General features: G+C 63.6%; 17 protein-coding genes. 8 read left to right on the top strand and 9 right to left on the bottom strand.

Features of this window, described 5'->3' with window-relative positions:
• Positions 1-32: 32 nt before the first annotated feature.
• The 4 genes from IB275_RS10830 to IB275_RS10815 form a co-directional block, all read right to left on the bottom strand.
• Positions 33-2,285, bottom strand: a complete 2,253-nt coding sequence (locus IB275_RS10830; protein ID WP_081516534.1) for an Orn/Lys/Arg family decarboxylase — start codon at positions 2,283-2,285, stop codon at positions 33-35.
• Positions 2,286-2,917: 632 nt separating this feature from the next.
• Complete coding sequence (gene dnaQ, locus IB275_RS10825; RefSeq protein WP_081516488.1) at positions 2,918-3,655, bottom strand: DNA polymerase III subunit epsilon; 738 nt, start codon at positions 3,653-3,655, stop codon at positions 2,918-2,920.
• 71 nt (positions 3,656-3,726) lie between these two features.
• Positions 3,727-4,170: a ribonuclease HI gene (gene rnhA, locus IB275_RS10820; RefSeq protein WP_024763291.1), complete on the bottom strand. Its 444-nt coding sequence runs from the start codon at positions 4,168-4,170 to the stop codon at positions 3,727-3,729.
• Positions 4,171-4,181: 11 nt separating this feature from the next.
• The gene (locus tag IB275_RS10815) at positions 4,182-4,937 is read right to left on the bottom strand and encodes a class I SAM-dependent methyltransferase (protein ID WP_151189651.1); all 756 of its coding nucleotides are present in this window, start codon (positions 4,935-4,937) and stop codon (positions 4,182-4,184) included.
• A gap of 89 nt (positions 4,938-5,026) precedes the next feature.
• Here IB275_RS10815 and gloB point away from each other — a divergent pair, with 89 nt between their 5' ends.
• The 8 genes from gloB to fabI all read left to right on the top strand — a co-directional run bounded on the left by gloB (position 5,027) and on the right by fabI (position 15,862).
• Entirely contained in the window at positions 5,027-5,821 is a 795-nt protein-coding gene (gloB, locus tag IB275_RS10810; RefSeq protein ID WP_192295501.1) for a hydroxyacylglutathione hydrolase, read from the top strand.
• 79 nt (positions 5,822-5,900) lie between these two features.
• Positions 5,901-7,511, top strand: a complete 1,611-nt coding sequence (locus IB275_RS10805; RefSeq protein ID WP_192295435.1) for a LysM peptidoglycan-binding domain-containing protein — start codon at positions 5,901-5,903, stop codon at positions 7,509-7,511.
• A gap of 116 nt (positions 7,512-7,627) precedes the next feature.
• Positions 7,628-9,457, top strand: coding sequence for an extracellular solute-binding protein (locus IB275_RS10800; RefSeq protein ID WP_192295434.1), 1,830 nt, complete (start codon positions 7,628-7,630; stop codon positions 9,455-9,457).
• Positions 9,454-11,319, top strand: a complete 1,866-nt coding sequence (locus IB275_RS10795) for an extracellular solute-binding protein (RefSeq protein ID WP_192295433.1) — start codon at positions 9,454-9,456, stop codon at positions 11,317-11,319. The genes IB275_RS10800 and IB275_RS10795 overlap by 4 nt, the downstream gene beginning before the upstream one ends.
• Positions 11,319-12,401, top strand: coding sequence for a microcin C ABC transporter permease YejB (locus IB275_RS10790; RefSeq protein ID WP_081516482.1), 1,083 nt, complete (start codon positions 11,319-11,321; stop codon positions 12,399-12,401). Before IB275_RS10795 ends, IB275_RS10790 begins: the two co-directional genes overlap by 1 nt.
• Before the next feature lie 4 nt (positions 12,402-12,405).
• Entirely contained in the window at positions 12,406-13,425 is a 1,020-nt protein-coding gene (locus IB275_RS10785; RefSeq protein ID WP_192295432.1) for an ABC transporter permease, read from the top strand.
• A gap of 1 nt (position 13,426) precedes the next feature.
• Positions 13,427-15,037, top strand: coding sequence for an ABC transporter ATP-binding protein (locus IB275_RS10780; protein WP_192295431.1), 1,611 nt, complete (start codon positions 13,427-13,429; stop codon positions 15,035-15,037).
• Between the two features lie 27 nt (positions 15,038-15,064).
• Complete coding sequence (gene fabI / locus IB275_RS10775; RefSeq protein WP_192295430.1) at positions 15,065-15,862, top strand: enoyl-ACP reductase FabI; 798 nt, start codon at positions 15,065-15,067, stop codon at positions 15,860-15,862.
• An 88-nt stretch (positions 15,863-15,950) separates the two neighbouring features.
• Here fabI and IB275_RS10770 read toward each other — a convergent pair whose 3' ends face one another.
• The 5 genes from IB275_RS10770 to clpP form a co-directional block, all read right to left on the bottom strand.
• Complete coding sequence (locus IB275_RS10770; protein WP_192295429.1) at positions 15,951-17,840, bottom strand: SurA N-terminal domain-containing protein; 1,890 nt, start codon at positions 17,838-17,840, stop codon at positions 15,951-15,953.
• Positions 17,841-18,067: 227 nt separating this feature from the next.
• Positions 18,068-18,340, bottom strand: a complete 273-nt coding sequence (gene hupB, locus IB275_RS10765) for a nucleoid-associated protein HU-beta (protein ID WP_003087931.1) — start codon at positions 18,338-18,340, stop codon at positions 18,068-18,070.
• A 136-nt stretch (positions 18,341-18,476) separates the two neighbouring features.
• Entirely contained in the window at positions 18,477-20,873 is a 2,397-nt protein-coding gene (gene lon, locus IB275_RS10760) for an endopeptidase La (protein WP_192295428.1), read from the bottom strand.
• 133 nt (positions 20,874-21,006) lie between these two features.
• Positions 21,007-22,287, bottom strand: a complete 1,281-nt coding sequence (gene clpX / locus IB275_RS10755; RefSeq protein ID WP_138216335.1) for an ATP-dependent Clp protease ATP-binding subunit ClpX — start codon at positions 22,285-22,287, stop codon at positions 21,007-21,009.
• A gap of 107 nt (positions 22,288-22,394) precedes the next feature.
• Positions 22,395-23,033, bottom strand: a complete 639-nt coding sequence (gene clpP, locus IB275_RS10750) for an ATP-dependent Clp endopeptidase proteolytic subunit ClpP (RefSeq protein WP_138216336.1) — start codon at positions 23,031-23,033, stop codon at positions 22,395-22,397.
• Positions 23,034-23,066: the final 33 nt, after the last annotated feature.

The raw sequence follows: 23,066 nt of genomic DNA, 5'->3' as shown, positions 1-23,066 counted from the left end.
GATGTATGTCGCTGCTGTCAGTAGTCGGACGGTCACTTGCAGCATTCCACGGTATAACGCCGCTCACCGTCTACCTCGCGCACTTGCAGGCCATGGACGTCGGAATCGAAGCCGGGGAAATTGCGTTCGAAACTCTGCGCGAAGGCCAGGTAATCCAGTATGGAGCGGGTGGATTCGGTGAACCGCTCGCCCGGCATGATCAGCGGAATGCCTGGCGGATATGGCACCAGCATCACCGCGGCGATGCGCCCCTCCAACCGATCGATAGGCACCGCCTCCACCTCGCCGCGCACCAGTTGCGCGTAGGCGTCCGCCGGGCGCATGGCGATTTCCGGCAGCACCGTGTACATGCGCTTCATCGCCTTGGCGGTGGCGTGGTCGCGATAGCAACGGTGCAACTCGTCGCAGAGGTCGCGCAGGCCCATGCCCGCATAACGCACGCCGCCGGCCTGGGCGACGCTGGGCAGCGCGTCCGCCAGCGGCTGGTTGGCGTCGTAGCTGCGCTTGAACTCCAGCAGCTCGGTGACCAGGGTGCTCCACTTGCCCTTGGTCACGCCCATCGAGAACAGCACGAGGAAGGAGTACAGCCCGGTCTTCTCCACCACCAGCCCTCGCTCCCAGAGGAAGCGGCTGACCACCGCGGCGGGAATCCCGCGCGAATCCAGGCGCCCGCCGGCGGTGAGGCCCGGCGTGGCCAGGGTGACCTTGATCGGGTCGAGCAGCACGTAGTCTTCCACCGCGTCGCCGAAGCCGTGCCAGTCGGCGTTGGGTTCCAGCACCCAGTCGCGGGTCTTCACCTCGTCAGTGCCCTCGACGCCCGGCGGCTGCCAGACGCAGAACCACCAGTCGTTCTCCGCGAGGTTCTGTTGCACATTGGCCAGGGCGCGACGGAAGCTCAGGGCTTCGTCGAAGGTTTCCTGGATCAGCGAGCGCCCCGCCGGGCCTTCCATCATCGCCGAGGCCACGTCCAGCGAGGCGATGATGCCGTACTGCGGCGAGGTGGAGATGTGCATCATGAAGGCTTCGTTGAAGCGTGCCTGCTCGAAGCGCCGCGCGCCGGCATCCTGCACATGGATCATCGAGGCCTGGCTGAAGGCGGCGAGCATCTTATGCGTGGAGTGAGTGGTGAACACCAGCGGGCCGCTGTCGTCACGGCTGGTGCCCATGCCGTAGCGTCCGTCATAGAACTCGTGGAAGGCCGCGTAGGCGTACCAGGCTTCGTCGAAATGCAGCACCTCGACGCTGTCGCCCAGGGCCTGCTTGATCATCTGCGCGTTGTAGCAGAGGCCGTCGTAGGTGGAGTTGGTCACCACCGCCAGCCGCACCCTGGGCTCTCGGCCGCGCGCCAGCGGGCTGGCCTCGATCTTCGCGGCGATGGATTCGCGGCTGAACTCCGACAGCGGGATCGGCCCGATGATGCCCAGCTCGTTGCGCTCCGGCGTCAGGTACAGCGGGATGGCGCCGGTCATGATGATCGAATGGAGGATCGACTTGTGGCAGTTGCGATCCACCAGCACCAGGTCATCGCGGCAGACCATGGAGTGCCAGACGATCTTGTTCGCCGTGGAGGTGCCGTTGATCACGAAGAAGGTATGGTCGGCGCCGAAATTGCGCGCCGCGCGGGCCTCCGCCTCGGCCAGCGGCCCGGTGTGGTCGAGCAGCGAGCCCAGCTCGGGGACCGAGACGGAAAGGTCCGAACGCAGCGTGTTCTCTCCGAAGAACTGGTGGAACGCCTGCCCCACCGGGCTCTTGCGGTAGGCCACGCCGCCGCCATGGCCCGGCGTGTGCCAGGAGTAGTTGGACTGCGCGGTGTGCTCCACCAGCGCGCGGAAGAACGGCGGCAGCAGGCCTTCCAGGTACTTGCGCGCGGCACGGCTAACCTGGCGAGCGAGGAAGGGCACGGTGTCTTCGAACAGATAGAGAATGCCGCGCAACTGGTGCAGGTCGGCCATGGACTCGGCCGGCGCGTTCTCGATGGTCATCTGCTCGCCGAGGGCAAAGATCGGCAGTTGTGGCGCGCGCACCCGCGCCATGCGGATCAGCTCCACCACATCCTGCAGCAGCCTCTGGTTCTCCCCCGCCCCCTCGGCGGCGACCAGGATGCAGGCCAGACCGTGGTGGGTCGAAGCGACGATGCGCCCCTCGGCGGAACTGGCGGTGGACAGGATGCTGAAGCCGTCCTGCTCCAGTTCCCGCGCGATATCCCTCACCCGGTCGCCGGCCACGGTATCGGCCTTGATGTCGCGGTGAACGATGAGGATGGGGAATTTTAAGTCTTTGTACATTGTGAACCCCTGAATGGACGTACGACTGGCGTCGATCCCTTTCAGAGTATGGACTCACGGATTGTAGGGGAATGCGCCCGGCTGACGGCTGTAATAAAACGTCGCGTGGGTGACAGGTGCGCTCACCTTGAGCGTTTTGCTCTGGCTCTGGCTCTGGCTCTGGCTCTGGCTCTAAAAGACTTCCAGAGAAATGCCAGCGCACTCCAGACTGCCCCGTTCAGGAGGCCTCGTTGAATTGGAGTTTCAGGGGTTGAGCGACATGGATGTCGCGAGAGCCGCGATGGGCCAGGGATGGCCCTTCGTGGGGGACGCCTAGTTCGTGCCCCTGAAACTTCGATTCAACGAGGGGATTTTTCGCCTAAGCGAAAAACCGGATGTCCGGGGCAAGCCTTCTTGGTTACTTCTTCGGCGTTTGGAAGAAGTGACTCGCCCGAGGGGGCGAAACACAGAGTTCGCGCGTACGCCAGAGCGACGCGAGACTGCCTAAGTCAAAGCAGCGTTACAGGATCAACATCCGAGCAGAGAACGGCGCCGGCACTGCCGGCGGATCGCGGGCATGGCCCGCTCCTACACTGTCTGCGGAAATGAAAAAGGCCCCGGTTCAGGGGCCTTTTCTCAGGTAGCTAGGAGGATCACTCCTTCGGCGCTTCCATCTGCGCCCACAGCGACGGGCCACCGGCGGATTTCTCGATCACCGCCAGGCGCGCCACATGCGCCTCGATCTCCGCATCGCTGGCGCGAATCACCCGGGTCAACCCGCGGTCCGCCGCCAGGCGACGGATCGCCGAGGCCGTGGCACGGCCGCTGCCGTCACCCTCTGCACCATTGCCAGCCAGCGACAGGCTGGTCTGGCCACCGGTCATCGCCAGGTAGACGTCGGCAAGAATCTCGGCGTCGAGCAATGCGCCGTGCAGGTCACGGCCGGAGTTGTCGACGCCATAGCGCTTGCACAGCGCATCGAGGTTGTTGCGCTGGCCCGGATGGCGCTCGCGGGCCATCAGCAGGGTGTCGAGGATGCCGCAGTAGTCGGCGACGTCCGCACGCTCGGACTGCCCCAGCAGGGCGAACTCGTTGTTGATGAAGCCAACGTCGAACGCCGCGTTGTGGATGATCAGCTGGGCGCCCTTGATGAATTCGAAGAAGTCATCCGCCACTTCGCGGAAGCGCGGCATGTCCTTGACGTATTCATTGGTGATGCCGTGGACCGCGATCGCACCTTCGTCGATCTCGCGGTCGGGCTGCAGGTAGACGTGGAAATGCCGGCCGGTCAGGCGGCGACCGTCGAGTTCGACGCAACCGATCTCGATGATCCGGTGGCCGTCGGTGACCGGCATACCGGTCGTTTCAGTATCGAGTACGACGCTGCGCATTCTGTGTGAAACCTTCTTGCGATTGATGCGCCCGAATGACTTCGGGCGACCTTGATTCTGAGAGCGGACGCTTAGCGCGGCAGCTCGCTCACGCCACGGTTGGCGAGCATGTCGGCGCGCTCATTGCCGGGGTGGCCGGTATGGCCGCGTACCCAGCGCCATTCGACAGTATGCCGGTTTACCTGCTCATCCAGCGCCTGCCACAGGTCGGCGTTCTTCACCGGCTGCTTGGCGGCGGTCTTCCATCCGCGCTTCTTCCAGTTGACCATCCACTCGGTGATGCCCTGCATGACGTACTGCGAGTCGGTGACGATACGCACATCGCAATGCCGCTTGAGTGCGGCCAGGGCCATGATGGCGGCCATCAGCTCCATGCGGTTGTTGGTGGTTTCGGCCTCGCCGCCCCACAGTTCGCGCTCGGCGCCCTTGTAGAACAGCACGGCGCCCCAGCCACCCGGTCCCGGGTTGCCCTTGCAGGCGCCGTCGGTGTAGATCTCGACTTTCTCTTCGCTCATTTGGCTCGCTTTCAGGACTCGGAATCGCGGCGGCTGACCTTGGCCACCGGCAGCGGCACCAGTTGGCCGCGCGGCTCGCGACGGGGCTGACGCAGGGGCCGCAGACCGACCACCAGCTTGCGCGCCACCAATAGATAGAAGCCGGCGCCGGAGCCCTGCAGGACGGGGCCCCAGGTCTCCATGCGGGCCAGACGACCCTGCCATTTCGCCGATGCAAGCGGCGGACGATAACACCCGAAGCGGCGTTTCTCCAGCGCGAAGCCCAGCAGGTTGAGCCAGTCGCAGACCCGGTTCGGCGAGATGCAACGGGCGCGGCGCAAGGCATCGCGGGCGAAGTAGTGGCGGATGCCCCAGGCACTCCAGGGATTCACCCCGACCACCAGCAGGTGCCCGCCCGGACGCACGCTGCGCGCGGCTTCGCGCAACAGGCGATGCGGCGACAGGCAGAAATCCAGGCCATGCTGCAGCAACACCACATCAGCGGCATGCTCGCCCAGCGGCCAAGCCGCCTCGTCGCAGGCGATCTCCACGCCGGGCAACGGCGGCCCGAGGCGCACGCCACGCTGGATATTGCCGACGCTGGCCGGCAGCTCCGCATGCGGCCCGTAATGCACCAGGTAGCCGCCGAAATAGCGCTCCAGTTCATCGATCAGCAACTGCTGCTCTTCGGCGAGCATCATTCCGCCGATCGGCCCGGACAGCCAGTGGCGGGCCTGGTCGATCAGTTCGAGCCAGTCGGCATCGGCCTGGGCGAAGGGTTCTTCGATCATCACTACCCCCTGTGGGACAGCGCGACACAAAAGTGCGTATCCGCACTACTATGCGCCAATGCCCACCACTTGGCGACTTTTCCTCCATGATACAGATAGATGCTCTGCCCGCCTTTTCCGACAACTACCTCTGGCTGTTGCAGGATGTGACCCGCCGCGAATGCGCGGTTGTCGATCCGGGTGACGCTGCGCCGGTCGAGCAATGGCTGCAGGCCCATCCCGGCTGGAAGCTGACCGACATCGTCATCACCCATCACCATGCCGACCACGTCGGCGGCGTCGCCCGCCTCAAGGCGGAAACCGGCGCCCGCGTACTGGGCCCGGCCGGGGAAAAGATTCCGGGACGCGACGTGGCGCTGGAAGACGGCGATCGGGTCGAAGTGCTGGGGCTGGGCTTCGAAGTCATCCATGTGCCCGGCCATACCCTCGGCCACATTGCCTATTTCCATGCAACGAACAGCCATGACGATGAAAGCCAGCCACTGCTGTTCTGCGGCGACACCCTGTTCGCCGCCGGTTGCGGCCGCCTGTTCGAAGGCACGCCGGCGCAGATGCATGCCTCGCTGAGCCGACTGGCCGCCCTGCCCGGCCGCACCGCCGTGTACTGCGCCCACGAATACACCCTGAGCAACCTGCGTTTCGCCTGTGCGGTCGAACCGGAGAATCCAGAGGTCCTCGCGCGCTTCGAAGAAGTCAGCCGCTGGCGTGAACAAGGCAGGATTAGCCTTCCTTCTTCCATTGCCCTGGAACGAGCGACGAATCCTTTCCTTCGCGTGTCGGAAATATCCGTTAAGAAAGTCGCCGACGAGCGGAACGGCCAGCAAATCCGCACGCCGGACGAGGTCTTTGCGACCATTCGCCGCTGGAAGGATCAGTTCTGAAGGCTGGCGAAATCTTGACCAGGGCAGGCTCGGTTTCTAGAATCGCCGAAATTTTTGCCCCGGACATAGTCATCAGCCAATGCCGCCCAAGACCAGAAAGACCTCCGATCTAGACGCATTGGCACGTGCCATCCGAGTCTCTATTGTCCTCCTCGCGGCGGGCCTGGCGGGCTGCCAGTCGACCCAGCAGACCGCCAATGACAACCAGGCCCGCAGCGCCTCCCGCGCCATTGATGTGCAGTTCAATCCCGCCTGGAACCAGGCCCAGAACGATATCTGGGAACGCATGCGTGGCGGCTTCCAGTTGCAGGACCAGCTCAATACCAACCCGCGTATCGAGCGTCAGCGCCTGTGGTTCATGAGCAACCAGTCGTTCCTGGAAAACGCCAGCGAGCGCGGCGCGCCTTACATGCATTACGTGGTCGAGCGCCTGGAAGAGCGCGACATGCCGCTGGAACTGGCGCTATTGCCGATGATCGAGAGCTCGTACAACCCGATGGCCGTGTCGCGTGCCCAGGCCGTTGGCCTGTGGCAGTTCATCCCGAGCACCGGTACGCACTTCAACCTGCGCCAGACCAACTTCTATGACGGCCGCCGCGACATCACCGCGTCGACCAATGCCGCGCTGACCTACCTGAACCGCCTGCACGACATGTTCAACGGCGACTGGCTGCTCGCGCTGGCCGCCTACAACGCCGGCGAAGGCACCGTCAGCCGCGCGATCGAGCGCAACGAGCGCCTCGGCCTGCCCACCGACTACTGGAACCTGCCTCTGCCGCAGGAAACCCAGGACTACGTGCCCAAGCTGCTGGCCCTGTCGCAACTGGTGAATGCCCCGACCATCTACGGCATCAACCTCAGCCCGATCGCCAACCAGCCCTACTTCACTTCGATCCGCGTCAAGCCGGGCCTGGATCTTTCCCAGGTTGCCGCGGCCGGCGACCTGGATCAGGACGAACTGCAGCAGCTCAACCCCGCCTTCAAGCGTGGCGTGACCCTGGATGGCCCGCATCACCTGCTGGTGCCGCTGGCCAAGGCGGATTCGCTCAAGGCCGGCGTCGCCAACCTGGAGCCGGTGCAGGTCAAACCGCTGGTAGCTTCGAACAACGGCCATTACCGCGTGCGCAAAGGCGATAGCCTGCACAGCATCGCCCAGCGCTACCGTCTGAGCGTGGCCGAACTCAAGGCCGCCAACCGCCTGAGCGCCAACCGTCTGCGCAATGGCCAGACCCTGGTCATCCCCGGCCAGCCCGGCCGCCCGACCATCGAGCCGGAGAGCCCGCGTCAACTGGCCCAGGTGGAAAGCTCGAAGACCGTCGCCAGCGCCCGCGTCGCTACTCGCAGCTACACCGTGAAGAATGGCGACACCCTGTGGAACATCGCCAAGAAGAACGGCGTCGAGGTCGCGGACCTCAAGCGCTGGAACGGCCTGGACAGCCATGGCGTCAAGCCCGGCCAGACCCTCAAGCTGCAGAGCGCCGCCGCCACCCAGCTGGCTTCCAGCAGCAAGAGCAAGGCCAAGCAGGACACCGCGACCTACTACAAGGTCAAGCAGGGCGATTCGATGTACCTGATCGCCAAGCGCTTCAACGTCGAGATGCAGCACATCAAACGCTGGAACCCGCGCAGTGGCCAGGCCCTGAAGCCCGGCCAGACCATCACGCTGTACCTCGATACTGCCAGCCGCTGAGTTTCACCTTGCGCCGGGGCGCACAGCCCCGGCCGCATGTCTTCTGGCAGCAAGGACAAGCTGCTACTGTACGACGCTAACCTCCTTCAGCCAGCCGGGATCGGATCCTACGCCTGATGCGTCGCTTGTCTCTCCTGCTCCTGGGACTCTTCCTGGGCCTCCCCGCCTCCGCCCAGATCACCGAGAGCCACGGCTACGCCCAGTTCGGCGAACTCAAGTACCCGGCCAGCTTCGACCACTTCGACTGGGTCAACCCCAAGGCGCCCAAGAGCGGCCTGCTAAGGCTGATGGGCCTGGGCACCTTCGACACGCTCAATCCTTACACCTTCAAGGGCAGCCCGCCGGTCAGTACCGCGGACTTCCTGCAGTACGGCGTCAGCGAGCTGAACGAGCCACTGATGATCGGGACCGGGCTGTATGACCCGTCCGGCGACGAGCCTGCCTCCAGCTACGGCCTGATCGCCCGTAGCGTGGAGTACGCCGAGGACCGCAGCTGGGTGGTGTTCAACCTGCGCCCGGAAGCCCGCTTCCACGACGGCAAGCCGATCACCGCCTACGACGTGGCGTTCTCCTATCGCACCCTGCTCAAGCATGGCCACCCGATGTACCGCACCAACCTGCAGGAAGTGCAGCGGGTCGACATCCTCTCGCCGCAGAGCATCCGCTTCGTCTTCAAGCGCCACGACAACCCGCTGCTGATCCTGCGCCTGGGCGAGATGCCGGTGCTGCCGCAGCACTACTGGAAAGGCCGCGACTTCCAGGCCACCACCTTCGAACCGCCGCTGGGCAGCGGCCCCTACCGAATCACCGAGGTGGTGCCGGGGCGGCGCCTGGTGTTCGAGCGGGTCAAGGACTGGTGGGGCAAGGACCTGCCGGTGAATCGCGGCAAGTACAACTTCGACCGTGTCGAGGTGGACTTCTACCGTGACGCCGGTATCGCCTTCGAAGCCTTCAAGGCCGGCGAATTCGACGTCTACATCGAACACCAGGCGAAGAACTGGCGCAGCAACTACCGCTTCCCGGCCGTTCGCCGTGGCGAAGTGCTGAAGGTGGAAATCCCCCACCAGATTCCCACCCAGACCCAGGCGCTGTTCCTCAACACCCGCCGCGCGACCTTCGCCGATCGCCGCCTGCGCGAGGCGCTGGGGATGATGTTCGACTTCGAATGGACCAATCGCGCGCTGTTCAACGATGCGTACGTGCGCGCCAGCAGCTACTACCCCAACAGCACCCTTGCGGCCACCGGCGTACCGCAGGGCCAGGAGTGGCTGCTGCTCTCGCCGTACCGCTCGCAGCTGCCCGAGGCACTGTTCAAACGCCCCTTCACCGTGCCGGTGACCAAAGGCGCCGGCATCCCGCGGGAAACCCTGCGCCACGCTTTGGGTCTATTGGGCGAAGCCGGCTGGAAGCTCTCCGGCGATCGCCTGCTGGACGCCAACGGCAAGCAGCTGCGCTTCGAGATCCTGCTGGTCAACCCCAGTCTGGAACGCATTCTCCAGCCGTATCGCGAGAACCTCGCCAGCATCGGCATCGATGCGAGCTTGCGCACCGTGGACCGCGCCCAGTACAAACAGCGTCTGGACCAGTTCGACTACGACATGATTCTGATGACCCTGCCCCAGACCCTGAGCCCCGGCCTCGAACAATGGCAGTACTTCCATTCCAGCCAGGTGGCGGTGAAGGGCAGCAAGAACTATGCGGGCATCGCCAACCCCGTGGTGGACGCGATGCTTGAGAAACTCCTCGGCGCCACCAACCGCGACCAGCAGGAAGCCGCTGCGCGCGCCCTGGACCGGGTACTGCTGTGGCAGCACTACAGCATTCCCAACTGGTATCTGAACAAGCACCGGCTGGCGTATCGCAACCGCTTCGCCTTCGTCACCACGCCGCCCTATACGCTGGGTCTGCGAGCCTGGTGGCAAAAAGACCAGGAGAAAACCCTATGAAAAGCCCCCGCCGCGCCGCGCTCTGTGCCGGCCTGTTGCTGGGACTGCTGGGCAGTGCGCAGGCCGCGCCGCAGCACGCTATCACCCTGTATGACGAGGCGCCGAAATACCCGGCGAACTTCAAGCACTTCGACTTCGTCAATGCCGATGCGCCCAAGGGCGGCACGCTGCGCCTCTCCGACTTCGGCGGTTTCGACAGCCTCAACCCCTTCATCGCCAAGGGCAACTCCGCACCTCAGATCAACCTGATCTACGACACCCTGACCTTCCACTCCCTCGACGAGCCCTTCACCGAATACGGACTGCTCGCCGAGAAGATCGAGAAGGACCCCGAGCATCGCTTCGTCCGTTACTACCTGCGCCCCGAGGCGCGCTTCCAGGACGGCACACCGGTCACCGCCGAAGACGTCGTGTTCACCTTCGAGACGCTGATGAAGGACGGCGACCCGATGTACCGCAACTACTACGCGGACGTCGACAAGGTGGTGGCCGAAGACAAGCTGCGCGTGCGCTTCGACTTCAAGCACGGCGACAACCGCGAGCTGCCGCTGATCCTCGGCCAGCTGTCGATCCTGCCCAAGCACTGGTGGGCCAGCCGCGACTTCAACAAGACCAACATGGAGCCGCCACTGGGCAGCGGCCCGTACCGCATCGCCAAGGTCGAGGCCGGTCGCTCGATCCGCTACGAGAGGGTCAAGGACTGGTGGGGCGACAAGCTGCCGGTGAACCGCGGCTTCAACAACTTCGACGCCGTGGTGGTGGAGTCCTACCGCGACCTCACCGTTGCCCTGGAAGCCTTCAAGGCCGGGCAGTTCGACTTCAACGACGAGCGCATTGCGAAGAACTGGGCGACCGCCTACGACTCGCCCGCCGTGCGCGACGGCCGGATCGTCCGTGAGGAGCCGGTGAACGGCAACCCGTGGGGCATGCAGGCTTATGCCTTCAACATCCGCCGCCCGGTGTTCCAGGACCCGCGCGTGCGCGAAGCGATCACCAACCTGTTCGACTTCGAGTGGACCAACAAGCAGCTGTTCTTCGGCTCCTACCTGCGTGACGGCAGCTACTTCGAGAACTCCGAGATGGCCGCCAGGGAGCTGCCCGACGCCGAGGAGCTGAAGATTCTCGAGCCGCTGCGCGACAAGCTGCCGCCAGAGGTCTTCAGCCAGGTCTACGTGCCGCCCACCAGCGACGGCAGCGGCATCATCCGCGAGCAGAAGCGCAAGGCCTACCAGTTGTTGCTGGAGGCCGGCTACAAGATCGAGAACGACAAGATGGTCGGCCCCGACGGCAAGCAACTGAGCTTCGAGTTCATGCTCGCCCAGGCCGACTTCGAGCGCGTGCTGCTGCCCTTCAAGCGCAACCTCGCGGAGCTGGGCATCGACATGCAGCTGCGCCGCGTCGACGTTTCGCAATACATCAACCGCCTGCGCTCGCGCGACTACGACATGATCGTCAGCAGCTGGCCGCAGTCCAGCTCGCCCGGTAACGAACAGCGCGAGTTCTGGCATTCCAGCAGCGCCGACAAGCCCGGCAGCCGCAACTTCATCGGCCTGCGCGATCCGGGCATCGATGCCCTGGTGGAAGCCCTGATCAACGCCGGCTCCCGCGAAAGCCTGGTGCGCCACGCCCGCGCCCTCGATCGCGCGCTGCTCTGGGGCCACTATGTGGTGCCCAACTGGTACCTGGGCAACTGGCGCATCGCCTACTGGAACCGCATCGCCCACCCGGAAAAACTGCCGCCCTACAGCTACGCGCTGCAGACCTGGTGGCAAGCCCGCGACAAGGCTGTACCGACCAAGACGGATACCAATGCCACGAGCGAAACGCCGGCCGACGGCGCCGTCGCCCAAGGGGCCCATTGATGCTGGCCTACATCCTGCGGCGCCTGCTGCTGATCATCCCCACCCTGTTCGGCATCCTGCTGATCAACTTCATCATCATCCAGGCCGCCCCCGGCGGCCCGGTGGAGCAGATGATCGCCAAGCTGGAAGGCTTCGACGCCGCCAGCGGCGGCGCCACCGGGCGCATCTCCGGCGGCGGCGGTGAAGTCGCCTCCGCCGGCACGCACTACCGCGGCGCCCAGGGCCTGGACCCGGAACTGGTGAAGGAAATCGAGCGCATGTACGGCTTCGACAAACCGGCGCCCGAGCGCTTCTGGATCATGCTCAAGAACTACGTGCACCTGGACTTCGGCCAGAGCTTCTTCCGCGATGCCAAGGTCACCGACCTGATCGTCGAGAAGCTGCCCGTGTCCATCTCTCTCGGATTGTGGAGCACGCTGATCATGTACCTGGTGTCGATCCCGCTGGGCATCGCCAAGGCGGTGCGCCACGGCAGCCATTTCGACGTCTGGACCAGCTCGGCGATCATCGTCGGCTATGCCATCCCCGCCTTCCTCTTCGCCATCCTGCTGGTGGTGCTGTTCGCCGGCGGCAGCTACTGGGACTGGTTCCCCTTGCGCGGGCTGACCTCCAACAACTTCGACGAGCTGACCTGGGGCGGCAAGGTACGCGACTACTTCTGGCACCTCGCGCTGCCCATCACCGCACTGGTGATCGGTAACTTCGCCACCATCACCCTGCTGACCAAGAACAGCTTCCTCGACGAGATCGGCAAGCAGTACGTGGTCACCGCCCGCGCCAAGGGCCTGACCGAGCGCCGCGTGCTCTACGGCCATGTGTTCCGCAACGCCATGCTGCTGATTATCGCCGGCCTGCCCTCGGCCCTGCTGGGCATCTTCTTCACCGGCTCGCTGCTGATCGAGGTGATCTTCTCCCTCGACGGCCTGGGCCTGCTCAGCTTCGAGGCAGCGCTGAACCGCGATTACCCGGTGGTGTTCGGCACGCTGTTCATCTTCACCCTGTTCGGCCTGATCATGAAGCTGGTCAGCGACGTCCTCTACACGCTGGTCGATCCGCGCATCGACTTCGAGAACCGGGAGTAATCCGATGCGCCTATCTCCCATCAATCAGCGCCGCTGGACGCGCTTCAAGGCCAACAAGCGCGGCTGGTGGTCACTCTGGCTGTTCCTCACGCTGTTCGTTCTCAGCCTGGGCGCCGAGCTGATAGCCAACGACAAGCCACTGGCGATCCGCTACGACGGCGAATGGTACTTCCCGGTGGTCAAGCGCTACCCGGAAACCGCCTTCGGCGGTGAGTTCCCCATGGAGGCGAACTACAAGAGCCCGTACATGCGCGAGCAGATCGCGCAGAAGGACGGCTGGATTCTCTGGCCGCCGATCGCCTACAGCTACGACACCATCAACTACGACCTGCGGGTGCCGGCACCCTCGGCGCCCACCGCGGAGAACTGGCTGGGCACCGACGACCAGGCGCGCGATGTGATGGCGCGGGTGATCTACGGCTTCCGCGTGTCGGTGCTGTTCGCCCTCATCCTCACCGTGCTCAGCTCCATCCTCGGTGTCGCCGTGGGTGCATTGCAGGGTTTCTACGGTGGCTGGATCGACCTGCTCGGCCAGCGCTTCCTGGAAATCTGGTCGGGCCTGCCGGTGCTCTACCTGCTGATCATCCTCGCCAGCTTCGTGCAGCCAGGCTTCTGGTGGCTGCTGGGCATCATGCTGCTGTTCTCCTGGATGAGCCTGGTGGACGTGGTGCGCGCCGAATTCCTCCGCGGCCGCAACCTGGAGTATGTGCGCGCAGCGCGCGCCCTGGGCATGCGCAACGGAGCGATCATGTTCCGCCACATCCTGCCCAACGCGATGATCTCCACCCTGACCTTCATGCCCTTCATCCTCACCGGCGCGATCGGCACCCTGACCTCCCTGGACTTCCTGGGCTTCGGCCTGCCCGCCGGCGCACCGTCGCTGGGCGAGCTGGTCGCCCAGGGCAAGTCCAACCTGCAGGCACCCTGGCTGGGCATCACCGCCTTCGTGGTGCTGGCCGTGATGCTGAGCCTGCTGGTGTTCATCGGCGAAGCCGCCCGCGATGCCTTCGACCCGAGGAAGTGACATGAGCCAGAACGAGAACCTCATCGAAGTCCGCGACCTGTCCGTCGATTTCCTCTGCGGCGACGAACAGGTGCGCGCGGTCGAACACATCAACTTCGACATCCGCAAGGGGGAGACCCTGGCGCTGGTGGGCGAAAGCGGCTCGGGCAAGTCAGTCACCGCGCACTCCATCCTGCGCCTGCTGCCCTACCCCACCGCCAGCCATCCCTCCGGCAGCATCCAGTACGCCGGCAAGGACCTGCTCAAGCTGCCCGAGCGCAAGTTGCGCGGCATCCGCGGCAACCGCATCGCCATGGTGTTCCAGGAACCCATGACCTCGCTGAACCCGCTGCACACCATCGAGAAGCAGATCGGCGAAGTGCTCGCGCTGCACAAGGGCATGAACGGCAATCAGGCCCGCGCCCGTACGCTGGAGCTGCTCGATCTGGTCGGCATCCCCAACCCCGCCAGCCGCCTCAAGGCCTACCCGCACGAACTCTCCGGTGGCCAGCGGCAGCGGGTGATGATCGCCATGGCACTGGCCTGCGAGCCGGAGCTGCTGATCGCCGACGAACCGACCACCGCGCTCGACGTGACGGTGCAGCTGAAGATCCTCGACCTGCTGCGTGACCTGCAGCAGCGCCTGGGCATGGCGATGCTACTGATCACCCACGACCTCAACCTGGTCCGGCGTATCGCCCATCGCGTCTGCGTGATGAAACGCGGCTGCATCGTCGAGCATGCCGATTGCGACACCCTCTTCGCGGCCCCACAGCACCCCTACACGCGCGAATTGCTCGGAGCCGAGCCCAGTGGCACCCCCGCGCAGAACGAGCCTGGTGCGCCGCTGCTGGAGGTCGACAACCTGCGCGTGTGGTTCCCGATCAAGAAAGGCGTGTTCCGCAAGACCGTCGACCACGTCAAGGCGGTGGACGGCATTGACTTCAGCCTGCCGCGCGGCCAGACCCTGGGCATCGTCGGCGAGAGCGGCTCGGGCAAGTCGACCCTGGGCCTGGCCATCCTCCGGCTCATCAGCAGCCAGGGCGGCATCTGCTTCGAGGGTCAGGCCATCGAAGGCATGAACCAGGCGGAAGTCAGGCCCCTGCGTCGCGAGATGCAGGTAGTCTTCCAGGACCCGTTCGGCAGCCTCAGCCCGCGCATGTCGGTCGGCCAGATCGTTGGCGAAGGCCTGGAAATCCATGGCATGGGCACGCCCGAGGAGCGCGAGCAGGCGATCATCGAGGCGCTCAAGGAAGTCGGACTCGACCCGGATACCCGCCACCGCTACCCCCACGAGTTTTCCGGGGGCCAGCGGCAACGCATCGCCATCGCCCGCGCGCTGGTGCTCAAGCCGGCGCTGATCCTGCTGGACGAACCGACCTCGGCACTGGACCGCACCGTGCAACGCCAGGTCGTCGAACTGCTGCGCGGGCTGCAGGCCAAGTACAACCTGACCTACCTGTTCATCAGCCACGACCTGGCAGTGGTGAAAGCCCTCAGCCACCAGCTGATGGTGATCCGCCACGGCAAGGTCGTCGAACAGGGCATGGCCGAGGAAGTCTTCGCCGCACCGCAACATGCCTACACACAGCAACTGCTGGAAGCAGCCTTCATGGTACCGACGCAAGCCTGAGCCAGCAGCAGACAAGGAAGCAATGACATGGGGTTTCTCGCCGGTAAACGCGTACTGATCGTCGGTGTCGCCAGCAAGCTGTCCATCGCCTCCGGCATCGCCGCGGCGATGCATCGCGAAGGCGCCGAGCTCGCCTTCACCTACCAGAACGACAAGCTCAAGGGGCGCGTCGAGGAATTCGCCGCCGGCTGGGGCTCCAGCGCCGAGCTGTGCTTCCCCTGCGACGTGGCCAGCGATGCAGACATCGAAGCCGTGTTCGCCGCGCTGGCGAAGCAATGGGACGGCCTGGACTGCATCGTCCACTCGGTGGGGTTTGCGCCAGGCGACCAGCTCGACGGCGACTTCACCGAAGTCACCACCCGCGACGGCTTCCGCATCGCCCACGACATCAGCGCCTACAGCTTCGTCGCCCTGGCCAAGGCAGGCCGCGAGCTGATGCAGGGCCGAAACGGCAGCCTGCTCACCCTCTCCTACCTGGGCGCCGAACGCACGATGCCCAACTACAACGTGATGGGCATGGCCAAGGCCAGCCTGGAAGCCGGCGTGCGCTACCTGGCCGGCAGCCTCGGCCCGGAAGGCACCCGCGTCAACGCCATCTCCGCCGGCCCGATCCGCACCCTGGCAGCGTCAGGCATCAAGAGCTTCCGCAAGATGCTCGCCGCCAACGAGCGCCAGACCCCGCTGCGACGCAACGTGACCATCGAGGAAGTCGGCAACGCCGGCGCCTTCCTTTGCTCGGACCTTGCCAGCGGCATCAGCGGCGAGATTCTCTATGTCGACGGTGGCTTCAACACCACCGCCATGGGCCCGCTGGGCGACGACTGAGCCTTCCCCCAGGCAAAGAAAAAGGCCGCTGATGCGGCCTTTTTCTTGTCCCGGATAAAACGAGGGCCGCTTGCGCGGCCCCTGTCTATCACTTCTTGGCTTCGTCGAACTTCTCGATCTTCGCCTGATCCTGCAGGTAGCGACGGAACGCGGAGAAATCGTCCTGACCGCTGCGCGAGGCGAGGAAGCGCTGGTACATCGCTTTCTCCTGCTCGGTCGGCTTGGCATCCGGCTCGCTGACACCACTGAGCTTGACCAGCACGAAGTCACCGTTCTGCAGTGCGACACCACCCAGGCTGGGCTTATCGGCACCTTCCGGACGAGCCATGCGGAACACGCTCTGCAGCACCACCGGGTCGACACCTTCCTGACCACGGGCGGCCGCTTCCACGACTTTCCAGTCCTGGCCGTCCTGAGCCTGGGTCAGCGGGATCTTGCCGTCGCGCAGACCAGCCAGCAGCGATTCGCCGCGAGCCTTGGCATCACTGGCTGCGTGTTCGACCTGCAGACGCTTGAGGATATCGGCACTCACCTGTTCCAGGGTTTCCTGCTCAGGCTTGTGGTGCTCCTTCACGCGCAGCACGACCGCAGTGTCGGGGTCCAGCTCGATAGCGCCACTGTTGGCGCCCTCTTCCAGCACTTCCGGGCTGAAGGCGGTCTGGATGACCTGGCGGTTGGCGGTCACGCCCTCGCCACCTTCTTTGCCGAACGGCTTGCTGGTCTGCACCTTCAGGCCCAGGTCCTGAGCCGGCTGGCCCAGATCGGAGGCTTCGTAGGCGGAGCTTTCCAGCTGCTTGGTTGCATCGACGAAGCGCTGCTCGACCAGTTGGGTCTTGGCTTCGTGCTCCAGCTTGACCTTCAGGCTGTCGAAAGTCGGAACCTCCGGCGCTTCAACGCCCAGCAGCTTGATCAGGTGCCAGCCGTAGGAGGTCTTCACCGGGGCGGAGACTTCGCCCTTCTTCAGCGCATACAGCGACTCTTCGAAGGCCGGGTCATACACGCCACGACCGGCAAAGCCGAGATCACCACCGTTTGCGGCGGAGCCGGTGTCGTTGGACAGCTCCTTGGCCAGCTTGGCGAAGTCTTCACCCTTGTCCAGGCGCGCCTTGATCTCGTCGATCTTGGCCTTGGCCTGCTGGTCGTTCTGCTTGTCGTTCACCTCGATCAGGATGTGCGCGGCGTCGCGCTGCTCGGCCAGACCGGCGATTTCCTTCTGATAGAGGGCATCAAGGTCTTCCTTCTTCACCTCGACCTGGTCGAAGAAGGCAGACTTCTTCAGCTCGACGTAGTCGATAGTGACCTGTTCGGGCGTCATGAACTCGGTGCTGTGGGCGTCGTAGTACGCCTTGATCTCGCTGTCCTCGACCTTGCTCTTGGCCGGGTCGGCCTTGAGCGTCAGGGTGGCGAAATCGCGGGTCTGCTTCTCCAGGCGGGCGAAGGCATTCAGCTCGTCATCGGTAACGAAGCCGGTACCGGCGATGCCGGCGCGCAGCTGACCGATGAGCATCTCCTCGCCGAACATGCGGCGGAACTGCATGCGGTCATAGCCCATCTGGCGGATGACCTGGTCGAAGCGCTCGGCGCTGAACTTGCCGTCCACCTGGAATTCAGGGGTCGACAGGATCAGTTGATCCAGCGCCTGCTGGGAGAAGGCGAACTTGTCGTTCTGGGCCGCCTGCAGGATCAGCTTGCGCTCAATGAGCGACTTCAGCGCAGAGTCCTTGAGCAGCTTGTCGTCTAGCATGGACGAATCGAAGTCCTTGCCCAGACGCTGCATCAGCTGGCGACGCTGCATATCCGCGGCCTGCTGCAGTTCCGGCAGACCGATGTCTTCACCGTTGACCTGAGCAGCGACGTTCTCGTGGTGGGTTGCGCGAATGATCTGATCGAACCCGGTCAAAGCCATGAGGACAACGATCACGCCCAGGATGGTCTTGGTGATCCAGCCTTGGGAATTGTCCCTGATGTTTTGCAGCATGCGGCCCCCGACGCGGCCACGGCTCACCGTCAATGGCGGCGCGGCGTGGAAAAAAGGCGGATATAAGAAAGGCGCATCCGAGGATGCGCCTTCTCGTAACTGGTGGAGCTTGCGGGCATTGAGCCCGTGACCCCTGATGATTCCAACCGACCTACGCCAGCCGGGTCATCGCTCCGTGACCGGCCCAACCGAAGTTGAACCGGTCCAGGTCAAGTCCAAAAAGACGCTTAGTTGACAGCGTCCTTGAGGGCTTTACCGGCCTTGAAGCCCGGGATCTTAGCAGCAGCGATCTTGATCGGCTTGCCGGTTTGCGGGTTGCGACCGGTGCGAGCAGCGCGCTCTTTGACAGCGAAGGTGCCGAAGCCTACCAGTACGACGGAGTCACCAGCCTTCAGGGCGCCAGTTACGGACTCGATCACCGCGTCCAGAGCGCGACCGGCAACAGCTTTCGGGATATCAGCAGATGCGGCGATAGCATCGATCAGTTCCGACTTGTTCACTCTAAGTCCCCTTATTTCTGTTGAGTATGTTTCTATGTGTTAGGTGTAAGCAAAAGCAGGTGCTGGTTTGCCAACTGACAAAGCAAGTGCCGCTTTATAACAAGGGCTCAAAAACAGTGTCAAGAAAGCCCCCCAACTAATGCGTGCTGATTCGCTCCTTGGAATCAGACTCGCGCTTCTCATCCTTTGCAACCATCTCGGGAGCCGCATCGGGCAAGGGCTCCGGGGCGTATTGCAGCGCAATTTGCAGGACCTCGTCAATCCATTTAACCGGTTTAATAACGAGATCAGCCTTAATATTATCCGGAATTTCCCTAAGGTCCCGTACGTTTTCCTCGGGAATGATCACTGTCTTGATTCCACCCCGGTGCGCGGCCAGAAGTTTTTCCTTCAGCCCACCGATGGCCAGAACCTGACCGCGCAGGGTGATCTCGCCGGTCATGGCCACGTCAGCACGGACCGGAATCTGGGTGATCGCCGAGACCAGTGCGGTACACATGCCAATGCCCGCGCTAGGGCCGTCCTTGGGCGTCGCGCCTTCCGGCACATGGATGTGGATATCGTGCTTCTCGTGGAAGTCCGGAGCGATACCCAGGCTCTTCGAACGACTACGAACCACGGTCAGCGCGGCAGTGATGGACTCCGCCATGACGTCGCCCAGCGAGCCGGTCTTGGTTAGTGCGCCCTTGCCCGGAACCATGGCCGATTCGATGGTCAGCAATTCGCCGCCCACCTGGGTCCAGGCGAGGCCGGTCACCTGGCCGATCTGATCCTGCTGCTCGGCCAGGCCGTAGCGGAACTTGCGCACGCCCAGGTAATTCTCCAGTGAATCCGGAGTCACCACGGCTTCGATGCGCTTGGCCTTGCCACCGTCCTTGACCGCCTTGCGGCAGACCTTGGCGATCTGGCGCTCAAGGCTACGCACACCGGCTTCGCGGGTGTAATAGCGGATGATGTCACGGGTAGCCGCTTCTTCGAAGACCACCTCGCCCTTCTTCAGGCCATTAGCCGCAGTCTGTTTCGGTACAAGATATTTCGAGGCGATGTTGATCTTCTCGTCCTCGGTGTAACCCGGCAGGCGGATGACTTCCATTCGGTCCAGCAACGCTGCCGGAATGTTCATGGAGTTCGCCGTGCAGAGGAACATCACGTCGGAGAGGTCGTAGTCGACTTCGAGGTAGTGGTCGTTGAAGTTGTGGTTCTGCTCCGGATCGAGCACTTCCAGCAGCGCCGACGCGGGGTCGCCGCGCATGTCGCTGCCCATCTTGTCGATCTCGTCGAGCAGGAACAGCGGGTTGCGCACGCCCACCTTGGTCATTTTCTGAATCAGACGACCGGGCATGGAACCGATGTAGGTGCGACGGTGACCGCGAATCTCGGCCTCGTCACGCACGCCCCCCAGGGCCATGCGCACGAACTTGCGGTTGGTCGCGCGGGCGATGGACTCGGCCAGCGAGGTCTTGCCCACGCCGGGCGGGCCGACCAGGCAGAGCACCGGGCCCTTGAGCTTCTTCACGCGCTTCTGGACGGCGAGGTACTCGAGGATGCGCTCCTTGACCTCTTCCAGACCGTAGTGATCGGCGTCGAGGATGTCCTCGGCCTTGTCCAGGTCATGGCGCACCTTGCTCTCGGCCTTCCACGGCACATTCACCAGCCAGTCGATGTAGGAACGCACCACGGTCGCCTCGGCGGACATCGGCGACATCTGCTTGAGCTTGTTCAACTCGGCAGTGGCCTTGGCCATGGCTTCCTTGGTCAGGCCGGCGGCGTCAATGCGCTTCTTCAGTTCCTCGACTTCGTTGTGGCCTTCGTCGATGTCACCCAGTTCTTTCTGGATGGCCTTCATCTGTTCGTTGAGGTAGTACTCGCGCTGGCTGCGCTCCATCTGCTTCTTCACGCGGCCGCGAATGCGCTTCTCGACCTGCAGCAGGTCGATCTCGGCATCCAGCATGGCCAGCACGTGCTCGACGCGGGCGGACAGCTCGGTGATCTCGAGGATTTCCTGCTTCTGTTCGATCTTCAGCGCCATGTGGGCGGCCATGGTATCTACAAGACGGCCCGGTTCATCGATGCTGTTGAGCGAAGACAGGACTTCGGCCGGGACTTTCTTGCCCAGCTGCACATACTGCTCGAACTGGCTGAGCAGGCTACGGGTGAAGACTTCGGACTCGCGCTCGCCGACGGAGGCCTCGTCAATGATCGAAACTTCCGCGCGGCAGTAGGCTTCCTCGTCGATGAAGCGCTCTACCTGGCCGCGCTGCTCGCCCTCGACCAGCACCTTGACGGTGCCATCGGGCAGTTTCAGCAACTGCAGGACAGTGGCCACGGTGCCCATGCGGTACAGGCCGTCGGCGCCCGGATCGTCGTCGGCCGGATTCTTCTGCGCCAGCAACAGGATCTGCTTGTCGCTGGTCATGGCGGCCTCGAGGGCCTCGATGGATTTCTCTCGTCCCACGAAAAGCGGGATGACCATGTGCGGATACACCACTACGTCACGCAGGGGGAGCAGGGGCAACTCGACGAGTGTTTTCATGATATTCGGCTCTACAGCGGCACTTGGCCAAAACGATGGGATTGGACCCTTCGGCCTAAGATGGGGTTAGGACTGGGAAAAAACAAGCGCGGTAGATGGGAAGAAAAAAGGGGCCCTAGGGCCCCTTCTGGTTTCAGGCGTCAGGTGCAGCCTTGGCCGGCTGCTCGCTGTTCTCGTAGATCAGCAGCGGCTGGGAGGAGCCCTCGATGACGCTTTCGTCGATCACCACCTTGCTGACGTCGTTCTGCGAGGGGATCTCGTACATGGTATCGAGCAGGATGCCTTCGAGGATCGAACGCAGGCCACGGGCGCCGGTCTTGCGCTCCAGCGCGCGACGAGCGACGGCCTTGAGCGCGTCCGGACGGAACTCGAGGTCCACGCCTTCCATTTCGAAGAGCTTGGCGTACTGCTTGGTCAGCGCGTTCTTCGGCTCGGTCAGAATCTGCATCAGGGCAGCTTCGTCCAGCTCTTCGAGCGTCGCGATGATCGGCAAACGACCGACGAACTCGGGGATCAGGCCAAACTTCACCAGATCCTCCGGCTCGACCTCGCGCAGCGCGTCGCCCACCTTCTTACCCGCTTCCTGACTGCGAACCTCGGCGCTGAAGCCGATGCCGCCTTTGGTAGAACGGTTCTGGATGACCTTTTCCAGGCCAGCGAACGCGCCTCCGCAGATGAACAGGATGTTGCGGGTGTCGACCTGCAGGAATTCCTGCTGCGGGTGCTTGCGGCCGCCCTGGGGCGGTACGGAAGCCACGGTGCCTTCGATCAGCTTCAGCAGAGCCTGCTGGACGCCTTCGCCGGACACGTCGCGAGTGATCGACGGGTTGTCGGACTTGCGCGAGATCTTGTCGATTTCGTCGATGTAGACAATGCCCATCTGGGCCTTCTCGACATCGTAGTCGCACTTCTGCAGCAGCTTCTGGATGATGTTCTCGACATCCTCGCCCACATAACCAGCCTCGGTGAGGGTGGTGGCATCGGCGATGGTGAAGGGAACATTGAGCAGACGCGCCAGGGTCTCGGCGAGCAGGGTCTTGCCCGAGCCGGTCGGCCCGATCAGCAGGATGTTGCTCTTGCCCAGTTCGACGTCGTCCTTGCGCTCACGCTGGTTCAGTCGCTTGTAGTGGTTGTACACCGCTACCGCCAGGGTTTTCTTGGCACGTTCCTGGCCGATCACGTACTGATCGAGGATGGTGCGGATCTCTTTCGGCGCCGGAAGCTTATGCGCACTGCTCTCCGCCTGTGCTTCCTGCACCTCCTCACGGATGATGTCGTTGCACAGGTCGACGCACTCGTCGCAGATAAAGACCGAGGGGCCGGCAATCAACTTGCGCACTTCGTGCTGGCTCTTGCCGCAGAAGGAGCAATACAGCAGCTTGCCGTTGTCCTCGCCGTTGCGGGTGTCAGTCATTCGATCGTTCCAATCGGGGATATACGTGAAGGACAAGATGAAGGCATTCGCAGGCATTTTCAAGCCCGCGAGCGGCCGGATTACCGGCCGCGGTAGTGCGGAGAGACTCAGCTGGCAGCAGGACGCTGAGTGAAGAGCTGATCGATCAGACCGTACTTGACGGCTTCCTCACCACTCATGAAGCGGTCACGGTCGGTATCGCGGGCAATGACGTCCAGCGGCTGACCGGTGTGGTGTGCCAGCACCTGGTTCAGGCGTTCCTTGATGAAAAGGATTTCCTTGGCGTGGATCTCGATGTCCGAGGCCTGGCCCTGGAAGCCGCCCAGCGGCTGGTGGATCATCATGCGCGAATGCGGCAGGCAGTAGCGCTTGCCAGCGGCGCCGCCAGCCAGCAGCAGGGCACCCATGCTGCACGCCTGGCCCACGCAGATGGTGGACACGTCAGGCTTGATGAACTGCATGGTGTCGTAGATCGACATGCCAGCGGTGACGGAACCACCCGGGGAGTTGATGTAGAGGTGGATGTCCTTGTCCGGGTTCTCGGCTTCGAGGAACAGCAGCTGGGCAACCACGAGGTTGGCCATGTAGTCCTCGACCTGGCCGACCAGGAAGATAATCCGCTCCTTCAGCAGGCGCGAATAGATGTCGTAGGAACGCTCACCGCGGGCGGACTGCTCCACCACCATCGGCACCAGACCACCAGCGGCCTGAATGTTCGGAACTTGCGGCATATAAGGATTATGCATGTCCGACGATCACTCCCTAATAAAAAGTCATGT

Source organism: Pseudomonas sp. PDM21 (assembly GCF_014852505.2).
GTDB lineage: Bacteria > Pseudomonadota > Gammaproteobacteria > Pseudomonadales > Pseudomonadaceae > Pseudomonas.
The sequence above is the reverse complement of the archived record's forward strand: the minus strand, read 5'-3'. Positions and strand labels throughout refer to the sequence as shown.